At 69.0% G+C, this 14,581-nt stretch carries 16 protein-coding genes; 7 read left to right on the top strand and 9 right to left on the bottom strand.

The window, feature by feature from the left end; translation table 11 throughout:
• The first annotated feature begins 16 nt into the window (after positions 1-16).
• The 5 genes from EKG36_RS03530 to EKG36_RS03550 all read left to right on the top strand — a co-directional run bounded on the left by EKG36_RS03530 (position 17) and on the right by EKG36_RS03550 (position 4,970).
• Entirely contained in the window at positions 17-493 is a 477-nt protein-coding gene (locus EKG36_RS03530; protein ID WP_246007422.1) for a DUF2784 domain-containing protein, read from the top strand.
• Between the two features lie 123 nt (positions 494-616).
• A complete protein-coding gene (locus tag EKG36_RS03535) occupies positions 617-1,453 on the top strand; it encodes a class I SAM-dependent methyltransferase (protein ID WP_126481085.1) in 837 nt (278 codons plus the stop codon).
• A gap of 104 nt (positions 1,454-1,557) precedes the next feature.
• A complete protein-coding gene (locus tag EKG36_RS03540) occupies positions 1,558-1,839 on the top strand; it encodes a DUF503 domain-containing protein (RefSeq protein WP_126481087.1) in 282 nt (93 codons plus the stop codon).
• Between the two features lie 148 nt (positions 1,840-1,987).
• A complete protein-coding gene (locus EKG36_RS03545; RefSeq protein WP_126481089.1) occupies positions 1,988-3,289 on the top strand; it encodes a glycerophosphodiester phosphodiesterase family protein in 1,302 nt (433 codons plus the stop codon).
• A 304-nt stretch (positions 3,290-3,593) separates the two neighbouring features.
• The gene (locus EKG36_RS03550; RefSeq protein ID WP_221766036.1) at positions 3,594-4,970 is read left to right on the top strand and encodes an FAD-binding oxidoreductase; all 1,377 of its coding nucleotides are present in this window, start codon (positions 3,594-3,596) and stop codon (positions 4,968-4,970) included.
• A gap of 105 nt (positions 4,971-5,075) precedes the next feature.
• On the opposite strand, the gene EKG36_RS03555 is transcribed toward EKG36_RS03550, so the two are convergent.
• Positions 5,076-6,101: a GlxA family transcriptional regulator gene (locus tag EKG36_RS03555; protein WP_126481091.1), complete on the bottom strand. Its 1,026-nt coding sequence runs from the start codon at positions 6,099-6,101 to the stop codon at positions 5,076-5,078.
• Between the two features lie 181 nt (positions 6,102-6,282).
• Between EKG36_RS03555 and EKG36_RS03560 the strand changes: the two genes are divergently transcribed.
• On the top strand, positions 6,283-6,510 hold the full coding sequence (locus EKG36_RS03560; RefSeq protein ID WP_126481093.1) for a DUF3955 domain-containing protein: 228 nt from the start codon (positions 6,283-6,285) through the stop codon (positions 6,508-6,510).
• A gap of 46 nt (positions 6,511-6,556) precedes the next feature.
• Here EKG36_RS03560 and EKG36_RS03565 read toward each other — a convergent pair whose 3' ends face one another.
• Positions 6,557-7,915 (bottom strand): FAD-binding oxidoreductase, encoded by a 1,359-nt coding sequence (locus EKG36_RS03565; RefSeq protein ID WP_126481095.1) that lies wholly within the window; start codon positions 7,913-7,915, stop codon positions 6,557-6,559.
• Between the two features lie 241 nt (positions 7,916-8,156).
• On the opposite strand from EKG36_RS03565, the gene EKG36_RS03570 reads away from it, so the two are divergent.
• Positions 8,157-8,564 (top strand): VOC family protein, encoded by a 408-nt coding sequence (locus EKG36_RS03570; protein ID WP_126481097.1) that lies wholly within the window; start codon positions 8,157-8,159, stop codon positions 8,562-8,564.
• A 74-nt stretch (positions 8,565-8,638) separates the two neighbouring features.
• Here the strand turns inward: EKG36_RS03570 and EKG36_RS03575 are convergent, their stop codons facing one another.
• From EKG36_RS03575 to EKG36_RS03605, 7 genes are all read right to left on the bottom strand, one after another.
• A complete protein-coding gene (locus EKG36_RS03575) occupies positions 8,639-9,373 on the bottom strand; it encodes an intradiol ring-cleavage dioxygenase (RefSeq protein ID WP_185827472.1) in 735 nt (244 codons plus the stop codon).
• 281 nt (positions 9,374-9,654) lie between these two features.
• Complete coding sequence (locus tag EKG36_RS03580) at positions 9,655-10,386, bottom strand: lipoyl protein ligase domain-containing protein (RefSeq protein ID WP_126481101.1); 732 nt, start codon at positions 10,384-10,386, stop codon at positions 9,655-9,657.
• Positions 10,387-10,399: 13 nt separating this feature from the next.
• Complete coding sequence (locus tag EKG36_RS03585) at positions 10,400-11,155, bottom strand: 2-oxo acid dehydrogenase subunit E2 (protein WP_126481102.1); 756 nt, start codon at positions 11,153-11,155, stop codon at positions 10,400-10,402.
• 11 nt (positions 11,156-11,166) lie between these two features.
• Positions 11,167-11,403, bottom strand: a complete 237-nt coding sequence (locus EKG36_RS03590) for a biotin/lipoyl-containing protein (protein ID WP_126481104.1) — start codon at positions 11,401-11,403, stop codon at positions 11,167-11,169.
• A gap of 14 nt (positions 11,404-11,417) precedes the next feature.
• The gene (locus EKG36_RS03595; protein WP_126481106.1) at positions 11,418-12,440 is read right to left on the bottom strand and encodes an alpha-ketoacid dehydrogenase subunit beta; all 1,023 of its coding nucleotides are present in this window, start codon (positions 12,438-12,440) and stop codon (positions 11,418-11,420) included.
• A gap of 34 nt (positions 12,441-12,474) precedes the next feature.
• Positions 12,475-13,542 (bottom strand): 2,3-butanediol dehydrogenase, encoded by a 1,068-nt coding sequence (locus EKG36_RS03600; protein ID WP_246007423.1) that lies wholly within the window; start codon positions 13,540-13,542, stop codon positions 12,475-12,477.
• Positions 13,543-13,583: 41 nt separating this feature from the next.
• Positions 13,584-14,570: a thiamine pyrophosphate-dependent dehydrogenase E1 component subunit alpha gene (locus tag EKG36_RS03605; RefSeq protein ID WP_126481108.1), complete on the bottom strand. Its 987-nt coding sequence runs from the start codon at positions 14,568-14,570 to the stop codon at positions 13,584-13,586.
• Positions 14,571-14,581 lie beyond the last annotated feature (11 nt).

Raw genomic sequence — 14,581 nt, forward strand, 5'->3', positions numbered from 1 at the left:
CCTGGAGCGGTGTGCCATGGCCCGGCGGAAGGACACCGTCGCTCAGCGTCACCTCGAGGGGGGCCTGATGGATTCTCGCCTGCTCTATTCCCTGGCGGCGGATGCCATCCTGGTGGTCCACGCGGCCTTCGTGGTGTTCGTGATCCTGGGACTCGCGCTGACACTGGTCGGCAAGCCCCTCGGCTGGCACTGGGTGCGCAATCCGTGGTTCCGCCTCGCGCACCTGGTGGCCATCGGTTTCGTGGTGCTGCAGGCCTGGTTGGGCGCCCTCTGCCCGCTCACCGTGTGGGAGATGGCGCTGCGTGAAAGGGCCGGGGACGTGGCATATTCGGGCGCCTTCATCGCCTACTGGCTGCACCGGCTGCTGTTCTATCAGGCCCCCGACTGGGTGTTCATCATCGTCTACACCCTGTTCGGAGGGCTCGTTGGCCTCGGCTGGGTCTGGGTGCGCCCGCGCCCCCTTGGCCGCAAGAAGCACCATCGCGCCCGCTGACCCGCCTCCAGCGGGCTTGTGCCAGGGCCGGCGGCATGGTGAGCCCTCTACACTTACAGTAGACAAGCCGCAGCGCGGCCGGGTGGTGGGCGTCACCTCGGCTGCCGCTCAGGGGGAAACCTCATGCCCATTCTCCACTTCGACCCGATACGTGATGTCTGGAGTGGCCTCGCGGCGGGCTATGACCGTCTCGTCACCCCCACGCACCTGTGGCTGGGCAACGAGGCCCTGCGCCGGGCCGGCCTCGCCCCCGGCATGTCGTTTCTCGATGTGGCCTGCGGCAGTGGTGCCTTGAGCCTGCCGGCGGCGCGCCTGGGGGCGCGGGTCACCGCCATCGATCTCTCCCCTGCCATGATCGAGCGTCTCGAGGCCAGGGTGAAACAGGCGGGGATCAAGAACTTCGAGGCCCGGGTCATGGACGGCTGCGCCCTGCAGCTGGACGACGACACCTTCGACATGACGGCATCGCAGTATGGCGTCATGCTCTTTCCCGACTTCATGACCGGCCTGGCCGAGATGGTGCGCGTCACCCGGCCGGGGGGCACGGTGCTGGTGATCGCCCTCGGCCTGCCCGAGGAGGTCGAGTTCATGCGCTTCTTGATGGACGCCATCCAGGCCGCGGTACCCGAGTTCCCCGACCTCTCTCCGGAGTCGCCACCGCTGCCGTTCCAGCTCGGCAGGCCCAACAAGCTGCGTCATCGGCTGATCACCACCGGCCTGAGGGACGTCCGGGTGGAGCGGATCACCGAATCCCTGCGCTTCAGGTCGGGCCAGGCATTGTGGGACTGGCTGATGTACAGCAACCCCATCCCCGGCCAGCTGGTCGCCGACCTCTCGCAGCAACAGCAGGCCCGGGTCCTCGAGGAGCTGGACGCCAGGCTTCGGGAGCGCGCCGGAAACGACGCCTCCGCGGTGCTCACCAGCCGGGTCAATATCGGCATCGGCACAAAGCGTGACTAACCGTCTCGAGACGCCCGGGGCCATCGATCGCGCTCGGCTCGGGCGCGGCAGGATGCGGATCCAGACACGGCAAGCTCCTGCACCCCCAGCAACCAGGAGTGGCCATGAATCTCGGCATTCTCACCCTGCGAATCTCCCTTCCCGGCTGCGCCTCCCTCAAGGAGAAGCGCCAGCGCATGCGCGGGATGCATCAGCGTTATGGCCGCAACCCGGCGGTAGCGGTCTGCGAAAGTGCCGACCGTGACCGCCTGGAGACCAGCGAATGGACCTTTGTGGTGGTCAAGCCGACGGCGCCGGAGGTCGAGTCGCTGTGCAACGAGATCGAGGACAAGGTGCAGCGCACGGTCGATGGCCGGGTAATGGAGACCACCCGGGAGATGCTCTGACCACGCAGGTGGCAGCCAATGGATATCGCCCATACTAGCAGGAGGCCGACGCCCGCCTGTCGCCGGGCACACACGCCCCTGTAACAGTCCGGCGGCATGCTGGGGTCGCCCTACCCGGGAACCACCACCAAGGATAGCGAGGCCCACGATGAAACGGATGATCCCGACACTCACTCTCTGCTGGCTGCCGTGGCTGCTGGCCTCGGCCCCGGTGTCGGCGGCGCCGGATGACGCCGTCGCGGCCGCCGCCAGCCAGGTTACCCTGGGGCCCCGCCCCCTGGCGCTGGTACAGGCCATGGGCGAGGACAGCCAGCGGGAACGCGACCTCAAGGCTCGCCTGCTGCGCTGTGCTACTGATGACCGGCCCTGGCGCCGCAGTGATTTCACCATCGGCCATCGCGGGGCGCCGATGCAGTTTCCCGAGCATACCCGCGAGTCCTACCTCGCCGCGGCCCAGATGGGGGCCGGGACCATCGAGTGCGACGTGACCTTCACCGCCGACCAGGCGCTCGTCTGCCGACACTCCCAGTGCGACCTCCATGCCACCACCAACATCCTCGAGACCGACCTGGCCCGGAAGTGCAGCGTGCCGCCGGCCTTCGACCCGGACAGTGGCGAGCTGACCAATGCAGCCGAAGTCCAGTGCTGCACCAGCGACATCACCCTGGCCGAGTTCAAGTCCCTGCAGGGCAAGATGGAGGGCGCCAACACCGAGGCGCGCAGCGTCGCGGCCTACCTGGATGGCACGCCCGGCTGGCGCACCGACCTCTACGCCGATCGCGGCACCCTGATGACGCATGCCGAGAGCATCGCGCTGTTCCAGGCCCTGGGCGTGCGGATGACGCCGGAACTCAAGGCCCCGAGCGTCGCCATGCCCTTCGAGGGCATGAGCCAGGCCGACTACGCCCAGAAGATGATCGACGAGTACGAGGCCGCCGGCGTGCCGGCAAGCGAGGTCTTCCCGCAGTCGTTCAACCTGGAGGACGTGCACTACTGGATCGCCAACGCGCCGGCCTTCGGCGACCAGGCCGTCTACCTGGATGACCGCTACGACCTCGATGACTTCGATCATCGCGATCCGTCCAGCTGGTCGCCCAGCATGGAAGAACTCGCCGAGCAGGGCGTGAAGATCCTGGCACCGCCGATGTGGATGCTGCTGGCGGCCGATCCCGGGGCCGACGACGGCGAGAGCCGCATCGTGCCCTCGGTCTATGCCGAGCGCGCCCGGGCGGCCGGGCTGGACCTGATCGCCTGGAGCTTCGAGCGTTCCGGCCCGCTGACCCGGGACGGCGAGTGGTATCACCAGACCACCGACGCGGTCATCGACGGCAACGGCGACAAGCTGCTGACCCTGGACGTGCTGGCCCGGGACGTGGGGGTCCGTGGCCTGTTCTCCGACTGGCCCGCCACCGTCACCTTCTATGACAACTGCATGACCCCCGAGGCCTGAGTCCTCACCGCAGGCCGCACCCGGTGCGGCCTGCCCCTGCCCGCCCTCTCTGCCCTGTCCGATGGCTGCCGTCCCGCGCCCCCACCGGGACGGCGCAATGCACGTCCCGGTCGCGCCAGGATGGCCGATATGAACCGGATCTGCCCTGTCCGCCTCTCACCTTCCAGCACGGTGAGCGCGATGCTGACCCCATGGGGACAGGCGCCAGGCGAGGCCACCCCTCGCCGGCCATCCCGGCCGCGGGATGCCGGGCCGCCCAGGCGTCCCGGCATCCGACCGCTCACCCTTCAGGGAGGCCATACCCATGTTGGCAACATCCGCTATCGAAACCCTGCAAGACGCCTTGCGTGGTCGCGTGATCCAACCGACCGATGCCGACTACGAGGAGGCGAGAACGCTCTTCAACGCGATGATCGACAAACGCCCGCGCCTGATCGCCCAGTGCGTCGACGTGGCGGACGTGATCGCCGCCGTCGGGTTCGGCCGAGACCAGGGGTTGCCGATCGCCATTCGCGGCGGTGGGCACAATGGCCCCGGCCTGGCCTCGGTCGACGACGGCCTGGTCATCGATCTCTCGTCGATGAAGGGACTGCGCGTGAATCCCGGAGCCCGGACGCTTCGCGTCGAGCCCGGCTGTCGCTGGGGCGACGTCGACCATGCCACCCATGCCTTCGGCCTGGCGGCCGTCAGCGGCATCCACTCCAATACCGGCGTGCCCGGCCTGACTCTCGGTGGCGGCCATGGCTACCTGACCCGTCGCCACGGCCTCGCCATCGACAACCTGCTGAGCGCCGACGTGGTCCTCGCCGATGGCCGGCTGGTGCATGCCAGCGAGGACGAGCACCCCGACCTGTTCTGGGCATTGCGCGGCGGGGGCGGCAACTTCGGCGTGGTGACCTCGTTCGAGTTCCGTCTGCACCCGGTGGAGACGGTCATCGCCGGGCCACTGTTCTGGCCGATCGAGGCCCTCGAGACCACGCTGCGCTGGTATCGCGACTGGCTGCCCCAGGCGCCGGAGGAGGTCTACGCCTTCTACCTCACCGCCGAGGTGCCCTCGGCGCCGCCCTTCCCGCCGGAACTGCACGGCCGCAAGGTGTGCGGGCTGCAATGGTGCCTCACGGGCAGCGAGGCGGATGCCGAGGCGGCGCTGCAGCCGGCCCGCGAGGTGGCCGAGCCGCTGTTCGAGGGCATCGGCCCCATGCCCTACCCCGCCCTGCAGAGCATGTTCGATGCCCTCTACCCCGAAGGCCTGCAGTGGTACTGGAAGGGCGATGTGGTCCGCGAGCTCCCCGACGCGGCCATCGCCGAGCATCAGCGCTTCGCCGAGGTGCCCACCAGCCTGTCGACGATGCACCTCTATCCCATCGACGGCGCCGTGCACCGCGTCGAGGAACAGGCCACCGCCTGGCGGTTCCGCGATGCCACCTGGTCGATGGTCATCGCCGGCATCGATGCCGACCCGGCCAACCAGGAGCGCATGCGGCGCTGGGCGCGTAACTACTGGGAGGCCCTGCATGGCCACTCGGCGGGAGGCGCCTACGTGAACTTCATGATGGAGGAGGGCCAGGAGCGCATTCACGGGACCTACGGCGACCACCTGCCACGCCTGCAGCGTATCAAGGCCCACTACGACCCGGAGAACCTCTTCCGGGTGAACCAGAATATCGCGCCCGCCAGCTGATCGGCGGGCACGACAGCGCACGCCGGAACGACGCCGGCGTGCGGACCGACCACCGGGGCGGCGGCTGCCGTCCCCCGGTGGCCAGGCCGGCCCTGATGCGCTTGCCTACGGCGGGCAGGTGGCACCCGGCACATGGAACTTGCGCCGATGCCCCCCGGGGGTGATCCCCGCCTGCCGCTTGAACAGTCGCCGGAAGAAGGCCGGATCCTCATAGCCCACGGCCCAGGCGATCTCGTCGATGGGCCGGGAGGTGCGCTCCAGCAGGCGCTTCGCCTCCTCGAGCCGCAGCGCCTGCACGTACTGGATCGGCGAGTAGCCGGTGGCCTTCAGGAAGCGCCGCTGGAAGCTTCGCTCCGCGGCACCGCTGCCCGCGGCCATCCGCTCCACCGGTGAGTGGCAGTCAAGGTGCTCGGCGATCCAGCGCTGGGCGCGCTCGACCACCGCATCGCCGTGGTCGAAGCGGGGCGAGAAGACACTGTAGGCCGCCATGCCGTCGGTATGCAGGTCGAAGGCGAAGAACTTGGCAATGGCCTGGGCCACGCCCGAGCCCAGTTGCCGGGCCACCAGGTGGAGCGCGAGATCCTGCCAGGACGAACCGGCCCCCGACATCACTAGCTCCTGGTGCTCGCCCTCGATGATCAGGGTCTTCTCGAGGGCAAGGGTCACCTGGGGAAAGTGGCGCCGGAAGGTGTCGGCATAGGCCCAGTGCATGGTGGCCTCGCGCCCGTCGAGCAGGCCCGTCTCCGCCAGCAGCAGGGTCCCCGAGCACGCCAAACACAGCCGTGCTCCCCCGACGTGCATGGCCAGCAGCCAGTCCACCAGCTCGGGATACCGGCCGGTCTGCCATTCGCCATCCACCACCATGAAGGACGGCACGATGACCAGATCGGTGTGCGTGACCTCCTCGACGGAGCGCTTCTTCAGCAGGGACAGGCCGGCATCCAGGGTCAGCGGCCCCTCGCCCGCGGCGACGATGTCCACGCTGAACGGCGGATGCCGGGCGAGCGCCTCGTCGAACCAGCCCAGGGCACCGAAGCAGTTGAAGACATCATGCAGCCCCGTGAGGGTGCCGATAATCACATCCCGGGTCGCCACCAGGCTGACATGTTGGGCGGGTTGACGTGTCTCCATACCGAGCAACGTGGCAGAGACGGCCAGACTCTGCCACTGCCATCGCATCCCCATGGCAGTGTCCGGCCGAACGGCAGCGCCCTATGACGGTCTACCACGCGAACGGCAGCGCCGGCGAGTCCGGCAGCCTTGCCGAGCGGGGCTCACGGCCGCACCAATGCATCAGGGAATGCCAGCAAGGATGACGATCTTCAGGACCACCGGGTTTCTATCCGCCTTCTTCTTCACGACCGCCGTGACCTGCGGCGTCGTCTACCGCCTGATCGGCTCACACATCGACACGCGGGGCGTGCTGCACGAGCCGTTCTTCCTGATTCCGCTCGGCTGGCTCTCGCTGGCCCTGGGCCTGATGTTGCTGCTGGCCTGCGTCGGCAGCTGGCTGGCGAGACGCAACCGACGGCGGGACTAGGTCGGCCCCGCCCCCTGTTGCCCTGGCGGGATGCCGACACCGCCGCTCAGGAGACGGTTGAGGCGGGGATATTCTGGTTGAAGCGGAACCGATTCGCGGGGTCATAGCGACGCTTCAACGCTGCGAGCCGTTCGTAGTTGCCCCCGTAGGCGGCCCGGACCCGCGCTTCCCCCTCGTCGGCCAGGTAATTGACGTACGCACCCTCGTCCAGGAACGGCGCCGCAGCGTGGAAGCAGCGGCGTCCCCACGCGATATTGGCGCTGGAATCGGCCGGATCCTGCCACATGCGCAATACCAGCACGCTGTATTGGGCGTGCCGATGAGCGAAGGCGGTGTCCTGTGGTTCCACGCGGCCGACCGCCCCGCCCAGGTGCTCGATCGCGATCGCGGCGAAGGGGGATGGCACGTCATCGGCGAAGCTGTCCACGATCGCCTCGATGGCGGCATCGCTGAAGGTCCGCATGAAGCCCGCCTTCCAGTAGTGCCGCAGCCCCGGTCGGAAGACCTCGGTCAGCAGGTTCTGCACCACCGGGTAGGGGACGGGCGCGATGGTATCGAGCAGGGGAGCGCTCATCGAGCGCAAGGGTTGTACCACCCTCTCGCCTTCCTCGAGTTCCCCGCACCAGCAGACGATGATGTCCAGCACTGGCCCCTCGGGGCCCAACAGCAGGGTGGCATCCGCCCTCAGCTCATCGGGCGCTGCGCTGGACCAGTCCCGATAGAAGCGCAGCATTTCCTTGGCGCGATCCAGCGGAAAGACCAGTTCGCCGGCGAGCACGGTCCCGACGGGATGCAACCGGTACTCGAAGGACGTCACCACGCCGAAGTTGCCGCCCCCGCCGCGCAGGCCCCAGAAGAGCTCGGCATTCTCGTCGTCGCTGGCCGTGAGCCACTGGCCGTCGGCCGTGACCACATCGGCCGACAGCAGGTTGTCGCAGGCAAGACCGTACTTGCGGTTGAGATAACCGATTCCCCCGCCCAGGGTGAGACCCGCGATGCCGGTCGAGGGCACGATGCCGCCGGTGGTGGCCAGCCCGAAGGCCTGGGTCTCGTGATCGAAGTCGCCCCAAGTGGCGCCCCCCTCGGCTCGCGCCGTTCGCCGCCGTGGATCGACACGCACGCTCCTCATCGCCGACAGATCGACCACCAGGCCACCCTCGCCGACGGCGCTACCCGTCACCCCATGGCCACCGCCGCGCACGGCCACCGGCAAGCCGGCCTCGCGGGCAAAGCCCAGGGCCGCCATCACGTCGGCCACGCCGGCACAGCGCACGATGGCGGCGGGCCGCGAGTCGATCATGCCGTTGAATACCCGTCGAGCCTCGTCATAGCCCTCATCTTCCGGAGAGAAGAGCCGCCCACGCAGCGGCGTCCGCCAAGCCTGAATCCTCGCACTCGCCAACATGACGCCGGCCTCCCGCTCGGTGTCCGAAGCGCCACCGGCCCCGGGTGCCACCTCGGCACGCCCTCATCGTCCTGCACATTAGTCCTCTGCCTTCAATATAGTACCGAGCGTCACGGCGTCAGCGGCCGTTGCACCCGCCGCCAGCGCTGGCCGGGACCAAGGGTGAGGCTCCCCTGGTGGAATGCATCGGCCTGCGCCATAGTCTCCTTGACGACCCACCGAAGCCCGGCGAGGTGCCGTGATGCTGCCCATCCGCGGGATCGACCATCTGGTGCTGCGCATCTGCGACGAGCAACGCATGCTCGCCTTCTACTGCGAGGTGCTGGGCTGCACGCTGGAGAAGCGCCAGGACGCGCTCGGTCTGATCCAGCTGCGGGCGGGCGACGCGCTGATCGACCTGGTGCCCGTGGAAGGCCCCCTGGGCCGCCGCGGCGGACCGCCACCCGACCGGGATGGCCATAACCTGGATCATTTCTGCCTGCGCCTCGCCCCCTTCGACGAGGCGGCGATCCGTCGCCACCTGGCCGCCCACGGCGTCGAGGTCGGCGAGACCAAGCCGCGCTACGGGGCCGAAGGGACGGGCCCCTCGCTCCACCTCCAGGACCCCGATGGCAACACCCTCGAGCTCAAGGGACCACCCGACGCCTAGCTGCACCATGGCCCGGGCGCGAGTCACCTTCCCTGGCAGCCCCGATGACATCCCTGCCCCGACCGCCTGCACTTTCAGCGCATCTCCAGGGCGATACGGAAGGCCCCCCTGTAGCCCTCCCCGCTTTCGGTCAGATCCAGCACCAGCTCGTCTCCACCACTGCGACGGTAGATGCCGTCTCCGTCATTGCGCACATTGCGTGACCCCCTTTCGGCATACGGGGCCTGTTGGTGCACCCGATCGGTCAGGGCGTCGTCGAAGTACAGCTGCGAGGTGAAGTCCAGGCCAAGGTCGGCCTCGGGGGCGGTGCGAATCTTGAAGTGGATATGCACGGCCCGCCCCGAATACCAGCCGGGGTAGAGGGTGGTGAACCGGGCCATGCCACGGCTATCCGTCACCTGATAGCCGCGCAGGAAGCGCTGTTCACGGGTATCGAAGCGTCCTGCCACGTCCTGCACGCCCGAATAGACACCCAGGGCGTCGCACTGCCAGAGATCGACCACGGCTCCGGCCAGCGGCGTGCAGGCGTCCTCAGCGAACCGGAAGACGTGAAACGCCAGCGCCACCGGCACGCCCGACTTGCGAGTCCCATCGGTGGGGTCCGAGCGAAGGTCGCTGCGCTCGAGCCGGGCATCCACGTAGTAGGGGCCCTCCGTCTGGCGTGGCCTGGCGACGCAGAAGGGTGGCGCCCCACCGGTATCGCCGACCGAAGCCGTGACGCCGCCCGTCCGGCCCCCGAGTGACGCGACGGCGGCCACCCCGGCGAAACGCAGCATCTGGCGTCGACTCAGCCCTTGCAGGCTCGGCATGGTGCCCCGCTTGGCCATCTCGTGCCCCCCGAAGCATGCTTCCCATCAGCGTAGCCCGACTTTACCCACGAGATTCACATCACCGGGGGATCTCGCCATGTCGCAGACGGTCACCTTGACTGTTGGACCACGACACGACGTTGCCGGGACATCCCGGCAACACCCGGGTCATCGACCACGGCGCGTCATCCCGTCTGGTGGCACGATCCCGCCATCACGCGATGTTGGAGTGGTCCTGCCTGTGTGAAACCAGGCGCGCCTGATTCGCGCACGCCAGCGGCTCAGATCGGCGCGACATCCTTGCTCGTCACCAGGCGCTTCAGCAGCCCGGGAATCGCGGTCTCGAGGTCCAGGTCGGGCAGCACGTCGCGCAGGGCGACATGGCTCGCCGCCTGGAAACGCTGGGGGTCGTCGATGGCGTCCTGGAAGGCGTTGACCACGGCGACCAGCGCCTCGGGGGTATCGCCGACCTGCATGGCGCCGTGGACCAGCAGCGCCATGTCGCGACACCCCCGCACCCGGCGCCAGCGCTGGGCGGTGCCGACCAGCTTGCGCCCGCCGATGCGCACGTTGAATCGCCCGTCGCAATAGGCGCCCGGTACCGGGCCCAGATCGGCCGAGGTCACGCCGAGGTCGGCGAGCCAGTCACACCACGGGTCGCCCAGCCGGTGATAGCCCCACTCCAGATGGGCCGCCGAACCCCCTACATGGCAGCGCACGGCCAAGGCCAGGTTGACCACCGACGGACTCTGCGGCACCGGCGTGCCGCCGGTGGAGCGAAAGCGAATCGGCCAGGCCTGCTCGACCAACCGGTCGCGGGCCTCGGGGAAGCCCGCCAGGCGCTCGTGCCGGCGTGGCATCACCAAGCCACGGTCGCGTGGCGACCAGGCGAGCCAGCCGAGCGACGCCTCGCCCTGGCAGACCATGTCGAGCAGGGCCTCCTCGGCCACGAGCCCCTCCTCCACCGTGGGGTGTTGCAGGGTCATGCTGGAGAAATCGAGTGGGCCTGCCATGGTCTCCCCCGGGTCACTGGGTCAGTTCGTGATCGAAGGCATCGGGCGCGAGCGCCTCGATGCGCTCTCCCAGTCTATCGAGAAAGGCCGCTGCCGGCGCCCCGTTCACCGCGCGATGATCGAAGGTCAGCGACAACCCGATCACCTCGGCCAGCCGTACACCGCCGTCCTTGTCCGGCAGCGCCCGCCACTCGCTGCCGCCGATGCCCAGGATGGCCACCTGGGGCACGTTGAGAATGGGCGTGAAATGGTGCACCCGGGAGCGCCCCAGGTTGGACACCGTAAAGGTGGCACCGGTCAGCTCGCGCACGCCGAGCTTGCCGGCGCCGGCCTTGTCCACCAGCTCGCGGCGCGCCCTGGGGAGCGCCCCCAGGCCGATGGCCTGGGCATCGAACAGCGCCGGCGCCACCAGCAGGTCGTCGGGCAACGGCACGGCGAGCCCCAGATGCACCCCGGGGTACTGGGTGATGCAGTTGTCCTCCAGGGTCGCGTTCAGCGCCGGGAACTCGCCAAGTGTCTGCACGACCAGGCGCAACAGCACGTCCTGCACCGAGGGCGCCGGCAGGCCGGTGGCCCGGCAATGGGCGCGCAGGGCCTTCACGGCGCCGAGTTCGGCGTTGGCATGGTGGGTCAGCTGGGCCGACGACTGCAGGCTCTCGCGCATCCGGGTGGCGATCATGCCGCGCATCCCGCGCAGCGGAATCTCGCGGGGCTCGGCCGGGTGAGCCGCCCCCTCGGGAGCGGCGTTCGTCTGGGTATCGAGTGGCATGGCGGGCCTCCTCAGGCGTCCAGGCTGGCGATGGGGGTACCCTTGGCGACCACTTCATCTTCCTGCTTGGCGATGGTCAGCACCCCGGAGACCGGGGCCTCGATCTCGTACTGAGCCTTCTCGACCATCACCTCGGCCACCAGGTCGCCCTGGGCGACCTCGGCGCCATCGTCGACCAGCCAGGCGGTGATCACGCCCTCGCCGTCGCCTTCCCAGAGGTCATCGGGTACGGTAATCGCGGTAGTCATGAGTGTCTCCTCGTTCAGTGGTTGCGCAGCATCTGATGGAAAGCGGCGACGATCCTGTCGGCATTGGGCAGGGCCCACTGCTCCATCGTCGGCGCGAAGGGGATCGGGATGTCCGGGTAGGCGACCCGGGCCGGGGCAGCCTTGAGGCGATGATCGTGCTCGACCACGCTGGCGATGATCTCGCCGCTGACGCCGAAGCTGTGGTAGTCCTCGTCGACCACGATGAGTCGCCCGGTCTTGGCCACCGAGGCGCGCACCGTCTCGCGATCCAGCGGTACCAGGCTGCGCAGGTCGACGACCTCGGCGTCGAAGCCCTCCGCCTCCAGGGCCTTGGCGGCGCGCAGGCAGTGGTGCACGCCGGCGCCCAGGCTGACCAGGGTCAGATCCCGGCCCTCCCTGGCCACCGCCGCCTTGCCGATCTCGACGCTGTAGGCCTCTGCAGGCACCGGCACGGTGGCGCCCTTCTCGGTGCCCAGCCAGCCCATGCCCTGCAACGCCTTGTGGTACATGAAGACCACCGGGTTGTCGTCGCGGATCGCCGCGGTCATCAGGCCCTTGGCGTCATGGGCGTTGCTCGGCACCACCACCTTCATGCCCGGCAGGTGGGCGAAGGTGGCGTAGAGGCACTGGGAGTGCTGGCCGGCATCGGAGTAGCCGCCGCCGGTGGAGGTCATCAGCACCATGGGCACCTTGACCCGGCCGCCGGAGAAGTAGGTGTTCTTGGCCATCAGGTTGTAGATGGCGTCCATGCACACGCCGAAGAAGTCGACGAACATCAGCTCGACGATGGGACGCATGCCGTCGGAAGCCGCGCCCACGGCGGCGCCGATAAAGGCGGTCTCCGAGATCGGGGTATCGCGCACCCGGTCTGAACCGAACTCGTCATGCAGCCCGCGGGTGTTGCCGAAGACCCCGCCCAGGGGGCCCACGTCCTCGCCCATCACGAAGACCGACGGGTCGGCGCGCATGGCCTGGGCGGTGGCCTCGGCCATGGCCCGGGCGATGGTCAGCTTGCGTGTCGCAGTGGTAGTGGTCATGTCGTTCACCTCGATGGTGGCGTCGCGGCCCGCCTCAGGCGGGCTGCACGATGATCTTGACGTTCTGGTCCTTGCGGTGGACCAGCTCCTCGAAGCCCTTGTCGATGATCTCGGGCAGGCGGATGCGACCGGTGATCAGGGGCGCCACGTCGATCGCCCCCTCGTCGATGCGGCGAATCACGTCGGCGAACTCGCCGCTGTAGGCCAGCGAGCCGACCACCTCCTTCTCGGTGGCCACCAGCTCGAAGAAGTTGTAGGCGCTGGGCTCCTCGAAGATGCCCACCATCACCACCCGACCGGCCTTGCGCACGGTGTCGATGGCGAGCTTGGCGGTGTCCTTGTGGCCGATGCACTCGAAGGCCAGCTCGGCGCCGAGGCCGCCGGTGAGGGCCTGGATCTCGGCGATGGGGTCGCACTCGCCGGGATCGAGCACCAGGTCCGCCCCCACTTCCCGGGCCTTGGCCTTGCGGGCCGCCGACATCTCCAGGACGATGATCCGCTCGGCCCCCTCGGCCCGGGCACACAGGATGGTGCACAGGCCGATGGTGCCGGCCCCGACCACCACCAGGGTGCGCCCCGCCACTCGGCCGGCCTTGCGCACGGCGTGCATGCCCACCGCCAGGGGCTCGATCAGCGCCCCGGCCTCCATGGGAAAGCCCTCGGGCAGCGGATAGATGACGTCGGCGGGCACGTTGACCAGCTCGGCGAAGGCGCCATCGTTCATCAGCCCGGTGAAGGCCAGCTGCTCGCAGAGGTTGAAGCGTCCCTCCCGGCAGTAGGTGCACTCGCCGCAGTGCTGGCAGGCATCCGCGGCGACCCGCTGGCCGGCCGCGAGCCCCTCGACGCCCTCGCCCACGGCGACGATCTCGCCGCAGAACTCGTGGCCGAGGATGCACTGCCCCTGCATGCCGGTGAGCGGGTGCGGGGCCTCCACCGGGATGAACACCGGCCCGGCCAGGTACTCGTGCAGGTCGGAGCCGCAGATCCCGCACCAGTGGACCCGCACCGTCACCCAGCCCGCCGCCGGGGCGGCGGGCCGCGGCACCGTCTCGAGACGCACGTCCTGGCGGCCGTGCCAGACCGCTGCTTGCATCGTGTTCATGGCATTGCTCCTGCTTGTTGTTGTGGCTTCATTCCGGGACGTCAGACGAAGACGCGATCCAGCGCCGCCTCAGGGGGCAGGAAGTCGCTGTCCTGGGCGAAGCGGATGGCGGACTCGACGCGCTCGTGGGCCTCGTCGACCAGGCCGGCGTCGGCGGCCGCATCGAGCAGCCCGGCCTCGAGCAGCGCCGACCGGTAGCGCGGGATGGGATCGCGGCTCTGCAGGCCGGCCTTCTCGCCCTCGGGCCGGTAGTCCTCGCCATCCCCCATGAAGTGGCCGGCCAGCCGCGAGGTCTCGATCTCGATCAGGCTCGGGCCCTGCCCCTTCCGGGCCCGGGCGATGGCCTCGCCGGCCGCGGCGAAGACGCCGTCCACGTCGTTGTCGGCCACGTGGTGGCCCGGCATGGCATAGGCCGCTGCGCGGGTGTCGTTGCGCGGCACGGCGGTGGAGGCCTGCTTGGCCACCGAGATGCCCCAGGCGTTGTCCTCGATGACGAACACCACCGGCAGCCGCCAGACGGCGGCCAGGTTCAGCGCCTCGTGGAAGGCGCCCTGGTTGGCGGCGCCCTCCCCCATGAAGGCCACGGCAACTCCAGATTTTCCTTGCATTTTCCTGGAAAGCGCCGCGCCCACCGCCGGGCCCAGGCCCTCGCCGATGATCCCCGAGCAGGAGAAGTTCACCTGCTCGTCGAACAGGTGCATGTGACCGCCGCGCCCGCCGGCGAGCCCGGTGGCCTTGCCGAAGATCTCGGCGACCATGGCGTCCAGGTCGACGCCCTTGGCCACGGCGATGTGGTGGGGCCGGTGGGTGGCGGTGACGATGTCCTCGGCGCCCAGGTGGGCGCAGACGCCCACCGCGCAGGGCTCCTGGCCATTGGAGAGATGCATCTCGCCGGGAATCGGCCCCTTGGCCATGTTGAACACCGGCGTCTTGCCTTCCATGTAGAGCGTCTCGATGCGCTCCTCGAGGTAGCGGCTGGTCATCATCTGGCGATACATCCACAGCCGTTGGTCGCGGGTCGGTTGCATGGGGAGTCCTC

Origin of the sequence: Halomonas nitroreducens (genome assembly GCF_003966155.1) — a bacterium.
Classification (GTDB): Bacteria; Pseudomonadota; Gammaproteobacteria; order Pseudomonadales; family Halomonadaceae; genus Halomonas; species Halomonas nitroreducens.